General features: G+C 43.9%; 5 protein-coding genes. 4 read left to right on the forward strand and 1 reads right to left on the reverse strand.

Annotated elements, in window-relative coordinates:
• Window positions 1–141 precede the first annotated feature (141 nt).
• From ABIN91_RS21800 to ggt, 4 genes are read left to right on the forward strand one after another with little or no spacing between them, the layout of a single operon-like run.
• Entirely contained in the window at window positions 142–3,654 is a 3,513-nt protein-coding gene (locus ABIN91_RS21800) for a TonB-dependent receptor (RefSeq protein ID WP_348053735.1), read from the forward strand.
• Between the two features lie 11 nt (window positions 3,655–3,665).
• Window positions 3,666–5,156 (forward strand): RagB/SusD family nutrient uptake outer membrane protein, encoded by a 1,491-nt coding sequence (locus ABIN91_RS21805; RefSeq protein ID WP_348053736.1) that lies wholly within the window; start codon window positions 3,666–3,668, stop codon window positions 5,154–5,156.
• 8 nt (window positions 5,157–5,164) lie between these two features.
• On the forward strand, window positions 5,165–7,744 hold the full coding sequence (locus tag ABIN91_RS21810) for a zinc-dependent metalloprotease (RefSeq protein ID WP_348053737.1): 2,580 nt from the start codon (window positions 5,165–5,167) through the stop codon (window positions 7,742–7,744).
• 46 nt (window positions 7,745–7,790) lie between these two features.
• Window positions 7,791–9,467, forward strand: coding sequence for a gamma-glutamyltransferase (gene ggt / locus ABIN91_RS21815; RefSeq protein WP_348053738.1), 1,677 nt, complete (start codon window positions 7,791–7,793; stop codon window positions 9,465–9,467).
• 219 nt (window positions 9,468–9,686) lie between these two features.
• On the opposite strand, the gene ABIN91_RS21820 is transcribed toward ggt, so the two are convergent.
• A complete protein-coding gene (locus ABIN91_RS21820; RefSeq protein WP_348053739.1) occupies window positions 9,687–11,948 on the reverse strand; it encodes a beta-L-arabinofuranosidase domain-containing protein in 2,262 nt (753 codons plus the stop codon).
• Between the last annotated feature and the right edge of the window lie 297 nt (window positions 11,949–12,245).

Raw genomic sequence — 12,245 nt, forward strand, 5'->3', positions numbered from 1 at the left:
GAACGTTCGTAGCGTCCCGGCTATTAAATTGAGGCCAATCAAAAAAGATCTTTCTTCCCGAAATTTAATGTTTAACCTTAATCCTGCAAAATTATGCATTTAACTGCTATTTGCAAAAACGCGCTTGTACATTGTTACAAAATGATCGTTGACGCATTACTATTCCGAAAAATATGGAATATAATTAACCCCAGGTTTCCGGCCTTATCTCTGGCCGATGAGAATTTTGAAAAGACCGGCGCTTTTAAAGGCTTTTCAATTTTTAGTGTAAATAAACGGATACTGTTGCGTATGAAATTAATTGCTTTACTGATGTTTACAACTTTCCTTCAGGCAAGCGCGGTAGGTTATGCGCAAAATGTGACCCTGAACGAACATAATGTATCACTGGTCAAAGTATTCAATAAAATTAAGGACCAAACCGGTTATCTTTTTCTGTATAATCAGGAGTGGATAACCATGGCCCGGAAAGTAGATATCGTTGCCAACAAAGCGCCGCTGGAAGAGGTGCTGAATGCCTGCTTCAGCAATCAGCCGCTTACTTATGCCATTGTAAACAAAACCATTGTATTACAATTAAAACACGAATACGAAAAAAAGCCCGAAGTGACCGCGATCGTTCCTGTCCAAATTAAAGGGCAGGTAAAGGACGAAAATAACCAGCCATTACCCGGAGTTACAGTAATGATCAAGGGGGCCAAAACCGGCGGCACGCAAACGGATCCAAGCGGTAATTATACGCTTAATGTACCTGTGGAAGATGCAGTGCTGGTGTTTACTTTTATAGGATACACCCCTAAAGAAGTTAAGATAGCTGGTAAAAAGGTAATTAATGTAGTACTAAGTGAAAGTATGAACCAATTAGGGGAGGTTGTAATTTCCAAGTATACAGTACAAAACCGGGCTGAATTTACCGGGTCATCAACGCGCGTGAGTGGCAAGGATATTGAAAATCGCCCCGTTACCAGTTTCGACCAGGCTTTAGCCGGCCAGGCAGCAGGTGTGAAGATCACATCAAACGGCGGTTCATTGAACGGGGTCCCTGTTTTTAGGATCAGGGGAGCAAGTTCTATTACATTAAGTTCATATCCGTTAATTATTATTGACGGTGTTGCCTCATTTACAGGGGATGTGGGTAACTCAGCAGAAAACAACCCGCTGTCAACGCTGAACCCAAATGATATTGAATCCATGGAGGTTCAAAAAGATGCATCTGCCACGGCCATATACGGTTCACGGGCATCGGCAGGTGTTGTTGTGATCACCACTAAAAGAGGTAAAAAAGGGAAACCTAAGGTTAATTATGATGGCTGGGTAGGTATTAATAAAAAACCTAAACTACCCGAAGTTTTAGGTGCAGCCGATTATGTTACCATTAAAAATGAATCGGAAGTTAACTCCGGGATCGCACCAACTTATTTTTTAGGCAAAAACCCAGATGGGAGTATTCAGGAAACTAATTGGTACGACTATGTGTACCAAACCGGTCATTCACAAAATCATAATCTCAGTATATCCGGAGCATCAGATGCAACATCCTATTTTGTTTCGCTAGGGTATTCCAACCAAACCGGTTTTTTAGTAAAAAACACTTTTGAGCGCAAATCCGCAAGGGTAAATTTAGATCATGCTTTAATAAAAAATATACATATAGGCACCAACTTTACTTACGGTAATACTTTAAATAACAATTTAACCAGTGGCGTTAATAATACCTTCGGTTTAAACAATTTGGTTCGGGAGTCGATGGTGCTGCCGCCAAACGTATCACCTTTCAACCCTGACGGATCATATAATACTAATGGCAGCGGTATAGGTTTCGGGCCAAATACCAATTTAACAGGTTACTATAACCCATTGCCGCAATTAGAACATGATAAATTCACGTCCGAAAGTAAATCCTTTATTGGGTCGTTATATGCAGAGTGGGAAATATTTAAAGGTTTCAAAGCAAAAAGTAATTATAGTATCAATAGCCTTGATGCAGAAAACCTATCTTTTAATAACCCGTACCAGGCAGGAGGATATGCCACCAACGGATCCGCTACATCGGCACTTGCCACATATTATCGTACTGAAATTTCAAATACTTTAAGTTACAGCACCCATATAGCAAAACAACATAACATTAGTGCGTTGGTTGGGTACGAAGAACAACACACCGAGAGTAACAGATTTGGCGTTACAAAAACAGGATTAACAGATCCTTATTTTGAATCGTTTGCCGGGGGCTTTACAACCATAAGCAGTGCTACAGGTACTTTCACCGAGAGTGGTTTCCGTTCCTTTTTTGGTAACCTGTTTTACGATTACAATAAGAAATACTTACTTACAGCTACTTTGCGTAAGGACGGTTTCTCCGGTTTAGCCTACGGCCATAAATACGGTTATTTTGGAGGCGGTTCAATTGGATGGAATATTTCAGATGAAGATTTCTTCAAAAATTCATCCCTTATAAAAACTGTATCATCCTTAAAGGCCAGGGCAAGTTATGGTAAGGTAGGCAATATTAACATTGGTGAATATCCTTCGTTAACCTTATACAGTCCGAGCGTTTACGGAGGCTTGGCCTCTCTGGCACTCTCCCAATCCGGCAATCCAAATCTGCAATGGGAATCCAGTAAGAAAACAGATATAGGCATAAACCTTGGCCTATGGGATAACAAAGTAACTATTGATGCCGATTATTATAATAATGATATAGATGGTTTGATCTTAGCTGCTCCGCAGTCGCCATCAAAAGGCATTCCGAACAATTCAATTACTACCAACATCGGGTCAATGTACAATAGAGGCATTGAGTTGGACATCAAAGCACACATTATTGATAAAGGCGCCTTTAAATGGACGACCGGTTTCAACTTTAGTACGGTAAAAAACCGCGTAACTTCATTAGCCAATAACAATGCCGATCTTTGGACCAGCAGTACCGAAACAACAAATATTACCCGGGTAGGTTATTCTATTGCGTCGGTTTATGTAGTTAAAACAACAGGCGTTAATCCGGCCAATGGGCTAAGGATGTACGAGAATAAAAATGGCGAAACTGTTCAGTATAACCCGGTAAATGGCTCTTGGTCTTATCTTAATGGCACAGCAGCACCTGCTTTAGATGCCTTGGCAGATGGTGTGATCTACGGCCCGTCATTGCCTACCTATTATGGTGGTTTCAATAATACGTTCAGGTATAAAGCATTGGACCTGTATGTTAACATTGTTTACTCGGGCGGTAACAAAATATACAATGGAACTAAAGCTACTTTATTGGATAACCGTTTCTTTAATAACCAGGTTGATATTTTGCGCCGCTGGACCACTCCCGGACAAGTAACAGATATTCCTGCCTTGCATTACAATGATCAGCAAGCCAGCGGTTCGGTACTTCCAAACTCGTTCAATGTTGAAGACGGAGGATATCTCAAATTAGGAACAGCGTCCTTAGGTTATAATGTACCGGCCAAATGGTACTCCAAAACAGGTATAGCTTCTATCCGGCTTTATGGTTCGGTAAACAATATTATACTTTATACCAAGTACACAGGTTCCGATCCGGAAATTTCGGCGAACGGCGACTCAAACACAGCATCCGGCCGCGATAAGAACTCTGTTCCTGCCGGGAAATCATTCACATTTGGGCTTAACGTTGGATTTTAATTATAAAGGCTATGAAAATTTCAGAAAGATACAAAACGATGATCTTCAAGGCGTCTTTATTCAGTTTGCTGATGCTATGCAGCACGGCGTGTAAAAAGAACCTCCTTGACCCGGTAAACACCACCAATATATCCGATGCAAATGCATTTGATACCCCAACCAGAATTGTTGCCCAAATAAACGGGTTATATGCCTCTTTAAAAAGCGGAAGCTTTTATGGCGGCCGGTTAATTATTTATAACGAGTTGCGTGCCGACGAGTTTATTATGAACAAGCCAAACGTAATTACCGGTCAGCAAACCTGGCTTCAGGCCGTAAACCCCAGCACCAGCGAAGTAAACTCCCTTTGGAGTGCCGGCTATGCTACCATAAACCTTGTTAATACTTTTATTGATGGGTTGACCGCTAACCAAAGTAAAATAACCCCGGCTTTGTTTGCCAACTACATTGGCGAGGCCAAATTTATTAGAGCTGTATGTTATTTTGCCATGATCCAAACCTATGCCCAGCCCTATACATTAAATAATGGAACAAGCTTAGGGTTACCGCTTCGTTTAATAACAGAGAACTCAACTGCCGACAATCAATTGGCCAGAAGTTCAGTTGCCGATGTTTACACACAAATATTAAGCGATCTAAATGCAGCCGAAACAGGTTTGCCATTAACTTACACTTCTGCGGCTTTAAATACGACGAGGGCCTCAAAAAATACTGTCATTGCTTTAAAAACAAGGGTTAAGCTGGTAAAAGGCGACTATGCCGGCGTAATTACCGAGGCAGCTAAGATCGTATCGGCAACGGCTCCTTATCAGGCTTCAACGGGTGTGAATAACAAACTCGAGGCCAGTATAGCCACCGTGTTTTTGGGAAGCTATGCAGGTTCGGAGTCGATTTTTTCGTTACCTTTTACCGCTACAGAAACACCCGGCACTCAAAACCAACTGGCTTATTACTTCAATATTTCTCCGGGTAACGGTGAGTTCTACCTTAATGCTTCGGGTACTATATCCGATGCGGTTTACGGAACAGCTTCTACTGATGCCCGTAAAGGTTTTGTATTTACCAATACCGGTCAAAAATGGTTAAGCAAATTTAAAGTTTCCGGCACTTATTCTGATTATATTCCTGTGATAAGGTATGCCGAAGTAATGTTGAACTATGCAGAGGCCTTAGCCAGAGTGGGTGATGCTGCAAGTTTAACTAAAGCAGTGGCATTATTGGCTGCGGTACGTAACCGGTCTGATGCTACTTATGTATTTCCGGTGGCCAGTATATCAACCCAATCAGCTTTAATTGCTACTATCTTACAGGAGAAAAAGATTGAGTTTTTAGGCGAAGGATTCAGAGTGCCTGATCTGCAAAGATTAGGCCTTACGCTTCCAGCAAAATCCGGCTCGGCAGGAAACGCTCCGGCGATACTGCCAACAGATAACCGGTACATATGGCCAATATCCGGCGCCGAAACCGCTATCAATTTACTAATTGTACAAAATCCACAATAAATAAAACCATGAAAAAGAAATATATCTTAGTGTTGGCAGCGATGGTTGCTTTGGCCGATCATTCTTTAGCACAGGAAACCACCGCACCGGCCGGGGGGCGGGGCGGGGCAGGCCGGGCGGCAGCGGGCATACCGGCTACCAGTATAGCTGCGGTAACGCAGGGGATGAAAATGTTTGAAGGCTATTTTAATTTTTATTATGATGATAAAACCGGAAGGATCTTGCTGGAGATCAATAAGTTTGATACCGAATTTTTGTATTTTAAGTCGCTAACCGATGGCGCCGGCAGAAGTGCCGAACGCGGGCAAGCGTCGGACGCGATCGCTAAATTTATTAAAGTAGGCCCCAAAATTTTACTGGTTGAGCCAAACTATGGCTACCGGGCCAATACTACCAATGTTGATGAAATAAAGGCGGTAGAAAACGCCTTTGCCAGATCGGTGATATGGGGGTTTACGCCCCTTGCCATTGAAGGCGATAAAGTACTGATAGACCTGACACCGTTTATTGTGCGCGATAGCCAGAACATTGGCCCGAGGCTTGGGGCTTCAGCCACTCCTGGTGGTGGCGGGCGTACAGGGGGCCGCGGGGCTGCCGTGCAGGCAGGAGGCGGCGCAGCAGGAGGTTATCGTATTGACGAAACACGCTCGGCAGTTTATATACCCAATACAAAAAACTTCCCTAAGAATTCCGAATTTGAAGCATTAATAACCTTAACGGGTGCATCGGCAGGTGGCGGGCGTTTTGGTGGTGGTAGCGGCGATGGGATAGCGCCAGACCCAACAGCCGTTACCGTAAAAATGCATCAGTCGTTTATTGAACTGCCTGACGGTAACTACAAGCCCCGGAAATTCGACCCCCGTTCATCGTTCAATATTTTTAGTTATATCGATTTTTCGGCACCATTAAACGAACCGCTCGAAAAAAAATTCAGCCGCCGCCACCGCTTGGCAAAAAAGGACCCTAACGCAGCCATGAGCGAACCTGTAGAACCTATTGTTTATTATGTAGACAGGGGCGCGCCAGAACTGATCAAGAAGGCTTTGATCGAGGGTGGTTCCTGGTGGAACCAGGCGTTTGAAGCCGCCGGCTATAAAAACGCATTTATTGTTAAGGAATTACCGGAAGGTGCCGACCCAATGGATATACGCTACAACGTAGTGAACTGGATAAACCGCTCTGGCGGCAATCGTGCTTTTTCATCGGGTGCTTCATACATCGATCCGCGTACCGGCGAGATCATCAAAGGTGTGGTTACACTGGGGTCTGACAGGCATCGGCAGGATATACTGATCATGGAAGGTTTACTACAACCGTACGAGGATGGCAAACCGTTTGATAAGAGGCTTGAACAGGTAGCTTATGCCCGCTTGCGGCAGTTAGCCGCCCACGAGATTGGCCATACCCTGGGGTTTACCCATAATTTTGCCGCCAGCGAGAAAGATCGCGCTTCGGTAATGGATTATCCTTTCCCTCGCCTTTCTATCAAAGCTGATGGCTCTATTGATGTATCCGATGCTTATGCCAAGGGCATTGGTAGTTGGGACAAGCGTGCCGTAATATGGGGTTACAGTGATTTCCCGAAAGGTACCAACGAAAATACTACGCTGGATAAGATCATGAATGAGACCATCAAATTAGGCTTTAAATATATCCCCGATATTGGTGGTTATACCCACCCGGCATCTCACCAATGGGACGACGGCGCCGACCCGATAGCCGAGCTGGATAAGTTGATGAAGATACGCAGGGCCGCCTTGGATAGGTTCTCTGAAAAAGCCATTGCAAAAGATGCCCCTTTAGCGACCCTGGAAGAGGTACTGGTGCCGACCTACTTGTTACACCGGTACCAGATAGAAGCAGTAGCCAAATCCATAGGCGGTCTGTATTTTACCCATGCTATAAAAAACGACGGACAGGAACCTACAAAAATGGTTGACCCTGCTGTGCAATGGAAGGCTTTTGACGCACTAATGGCCACAATTTCGCCGGATGCTCTGGCCTTGCCCGATGGCCTGATATCCAAAATACCGCCACGCCCTACCGGATACCCTTCAAGCGTTGAAACATTTACCGGCTATACCGGGCCTACGTTCGACCCGATAGCCGCGGCCGAATCAGCGGCCGCCGAAACGTTGTCGTCGTTATTAAACGCCGAACGCGCCGCCCGATTGATCGAATACCACTCCCGCGATGTTAAACAGCCAGGCTTTATCGCTATTACAAATAAGCTATTGGAGCAAACGTGGAAGGCGCCGGTTTTACCCGGCTACAAAGGTGAGCTACAGATACTGGTTAATAATCTTACGTTGAAGTATTTGCTGGAGCTGGCTGCTGATACGCGGACATCGGAAAGCGTAAGAGGGCAGGCGCTTTTAGAAATTGATGAGCTTAAGGAATGGCTTACCGCCAAACTGCCAAGTATTCATGATGAGCAAAAAGCCAATGTGTTATTCGCCCTTGCAGAGATCAGTGAATTCCACGAGAGTCCGTCGAAGTTTGTACCCGATCCTGCGCTTACCATGCCCCCGGGAGCACCTATAGGTATGCCTGATATGGATTTTCTGAATGATATGATCAATTATTAACAAACGGTGGCCATCGTACAAATTAACACTCAAAGATCATACATTCATGATAAAGAAATATGGTATCCTGCTGCTGTTATTTGCCACACTGCAAGTAAGGGCACAGACACGATCAGACGGTTATTATGCCAACGGAATGGTAGTATGCGCTTATCCCGACGCGGCACAGGTAGGCCTTAGCATATTAAAAAAAGGGGGTAACGCTGTTGATGCTGCCGTTGCCCTACACTTTGCGCTTGCTGTAACTTATCCTGATGCCGGTAATATAGGCGGCGGTGGCTTTATGGTTTACCGCTCGGCAAAAGGAGTTACGAACACCCTCGATTTCAGAGAAAAAGCGCCATCCGCCGCCAGCGCGGATATGTTTTTAGATGCTTCGGGGAGTGTAGTGCCTGGTATGAGCACCAGCTCACACCAGGCTTCCGGGGTACCGGGTTCAGTGGATGGGATGGTGCAAGCTAACCAGAAATATGGCAAATTGAAATGGGCCGAACTGGTGCAGCCTGCTATTGACCTCGCGCGTAATGGTTTTAAAGTTACCCGGCGCTTTGCCGACGGCTTAAACAGGACCGCAGGCGCTTTTGCCAAGGCCAATCCAGGACGATCGTATTTTTTAAAAGAAACACCCTGGAAAGAAGGCGATCTTTTGATACAGGAAGACCTGGCAAAAACACTGGAGCAAATACGCGATAAGGGTCGCAGTGGCTTTTATAAAGGTATTGTTGCCGAACAGATCGTTGCTGAAATGAAAAGCGGTGGCGGGTTAATATCGATGGCCGATCTTAAAGCCTACCACTCGGTATGGCGCAAGCCCATAACCGGCACCTATAAGGATTATAAGATCATTACAATGCCACCGCCATCAAGCGGTGGTATTGCCCTAATCTCTTTGCTAAGATCAATAGAAAAATACCCCGTTCACCGATGGGGGTATAATCAGGACTCGACCGTGCAGCTCATGGTGGAGGCCGAGCGCCGGGTGTATGCCGACCGTTCTAAATATTTGGGCGACCCTGATTTTTTCAAGGTACCTGTTGATAGTTTATTGAGAAACAACTACATCCTGTCGCGTATGAATAGTTTTACCTGGGATACGGCTACGCCAAGTGCCAGTATACAGCCGGGCACCATTGCAGGCTACGAGAGCGACGAAACCACCCATTATTCTATTGCCGATAAGGACGGGAACGCTGTATCAGTTACCACTACCTTAAATGGCTCGTACGGCTCAAAGATAGTTGTAAAGGGCGCCGGTTTTTTACTGAACAACCAGATGGACGACTTTAGTTCAAAACCGGGTGTGCCAAACATGTACGGCCTTATTGGTGGTACGGCCAATAGCATACAACCCAATAAACGCATGTTATCATCAATGACACCCACCATTATTGAAAAAAATGGTAAACTGTTTATGGTGGTAGGTACACCGGGCGGTTCAACAATTATCACGTCGGTTTTTCAAACCATATTAAATGTTATAGAGTTTGATCAGGATATGCAACAGGCGGTCGCTTCTAAACGTTTTCACCATCAATGGTTGCCCGATAATGTTTCGGTAGAAAGGGGGGCCTTTAGCGAGGCCACTCAAAGCAACCTCGCAAAAAAAGGTTACAAGCTCAATAGCAGTAATGGGATTGGTAGGGTTGATGCTATTTTAAAAACAGCGACCGGCTACCAGGGTGGTGCCGACCCTCGTGCCGATGATACCAAAGCAGGGTGGTAATAAGCTGACCTAAACAACAAAAATAAAAAAGATTGATCTGCATTAAGGATTAAGGCATTGAAAGATACATATTTACCAAAGCAGGTCCAATTATTGTTTCGTCCGATTATTATTTCAGTCCAGCGACATGTGCGTCACCGTCCAAAAAACATCTGGACGTTAGATGTTTGATGCTTTTTTATATTTGTTTGATTTTGATAATTGTAATTTAAACGTTCATTAGTCTTTTGTCATCCGGCAGCCGTATACAGGTCCCGCGCTGTTATCGGCTTTGGGAACTAATTTTATGGTCACTTTAGTTTTTCCTTTAGTTAGCTCAATAGGTATCTCATAGGTTATGTTATAAAATTTGCTCTCCTTGTACTTATTCAGATCTTCCGTAGCTATTTTAATGTTGTCGATCATAATATCAAAAACCCTTCCACGGTTATCCATTCCCCAATAAGTGTTGGTCAGTTTATGATGTCCTTCCGGATCTGTTTTCATTTCATAACTTAAAAATCCACCGTTTTCAGCCATTCGCCATTTCTTTTGATGGTCTTCTCCTGTAACTTCGTGCTGGCCTGTAAAATGGTGGTCGCGTTCGGGTTGCATTTCTCCTAAACGGATGTTGTCGGTTGTATGTTCTTCCAGGTTTTGTTGTTTCATTTTCTCTTCTTCGTAGTGCTTTTGCTCAATTGCCCAGCTTTCAGGTGTGAAAACATCCCAGTAAACCGAATAATATTCGTTTTTGGTTTGATTGAAAGGTATCAGTTTTACTTCTGTTGGTTGTGTGCTGTTTGAGGTTGTAAAAGCTATCTTTTCAGCATCAACCACAGTAAGCCATTTAGCCGGATCGGTTTGGCTGGTTACAAAAACCGGGATGCCCCTTAATGGGTCGGGTTCCGTTTGCCCTAATATACCGGCAAGCAATATTGGGCCGTAAAATAACGCTTTGCGGTTTGCATTGTCGGGCATTGCTTCCGCGTAAATACTTTCGGGGGTAGTTAATTGTATTTTATCGTTATTTCTCCATTGCCTGTTTAGTACCATGTAACCTTGGGCATCAATGGATGCTGATACACTTTTTCCGTTAACTTTAACTACACAGTTATTGGCCCATTTAGGTTTACGGAGCCTTAAAGCGAACGCAACCGGCTTAGTGGTATTTAAAACAAAAGATATTACATCATTTGCAGGCAATGCGGTGGTCTGGGTGAGGGTTACGTGTTTGTTTTTCCAGCGTAGTACCGATGGTATGAACAGGTTTACATACAGGCTGCCATCAGTGCCGTAACAGTAAATGCTTTCGTTGTATTTTACATGATTTTCCATGCCCGAACCTACACAGCATGTAAAAGTGTCAAAAGGCGAACTGTATTCCTTTTTGCCACCCATACGCAGAGGTACAAAATAACACATCATACCATCGGCATGATTTTGCGAAGCCAGAATATGATTGTAAAGCGCCTTTTCATAATAATCCATCAGCATTGCCGATGGTTCAACCGCAAACAAATGACGGGTAAGCTTCAGCATGTTGTATGTATTACACGTTTCGGTGGTATTTTCAGTAAGCTTATCGTTCAATTTTCCTGGTTCAGTAAGGTACTCGTAGTTACTATTACCACCGGTTACATAAGAGTGATCCCGTGTGATGATTTGCCAAAAGTTTTTTGAAATATCAGCGTCTTTTTGATTGCCGGTAAGCTCGTATCTACGGGCACTGGCTATGGCTTTGGGGATCTGGGTATTGGAATGCTTGCCGGGCAGAATATCCTTATTTTCAGAGATCGGGTCAAGTATCCGTTTATCATAAAATCTGTAGGAAGTGTTTAAATAGCTTTTATCGCCGGTAATGGCATACAAGTTAACTAATGTTTCGGCCATGCCTCCATATTCACAAAGCAGCATGCGCTGTATCTGATCATCATTCAGATCTTTTAACAGATCAGTGGTCCAATTGCCCATTCCTTTACAAACAACTAAAGCTTCCTTATTATCGCAATATAAATAGGCATCCAAAAGGCCGGCCATCACTTTATGTACCGTGTACCACGGAGACCATGCACCATTCAGATCAAACCCCCGTGACCGGATATTACCTTTTTTTATCTCGGCCCAAACGGTATCCTCTTTCGGAATTGCGCCAACATAACCGGTTTTACGGGCATCCTGGCAGTTATGTAGCTCGTTTACAATGTAATTTATACGTTTTAGAATTTCAGGGTTACGACTTGATGCATATTCCATCGACATGGCCGATAGAAAATGCCCTAAAGTATGCCCGGCCAGCCCGGATGATTCCCATCCACCATACATTGCACCTTTAGGTTTTAATCCCGAATGCGAACGGAAGCCGGATAGTAACCGGTTGGGCTCGATAGACATGAGGTATGCCGAATCTTTTTGCATGGCTTGCTTAAACGGACTATTAAGCAAGTGTACATCCTGTAGGTTGAACGAGTAGGCCTTTAGTTTAACCTGGGGTTTTATTACCATCCGCGTATCGTTTATTTCGGGCACATAAGATTGGGCTGTAGCCTGATATAAACTTAAAAGATTGACGCCGATACAATATGTTATTATAAAGAAGCTTTTTTTCATTTGGGGACAATTCTTTTGGATATGGGAACCTAACATTTCAGAAAATAAAATTAGCGGTGTGCTTTTATAATTCACGCTTATAAATTGGCTGGTTGTACACGGATTTTAACCTAATAATAAAGGAATCTGGCATGCGTATATATTATAGCAGATGAGTACATTTATAATGGTAACAGCCGTTTTAAACATAAT

Origin of the sequence: Mucilaginibacter sp. (assembly GCF_039921305.1) — a bacterium.
Lineage (GTDB): Bacteria > Bacteroidota > Bacteroidia > Sphingobacteriales > Sphingobacteriaceae > Mucilaginibacter.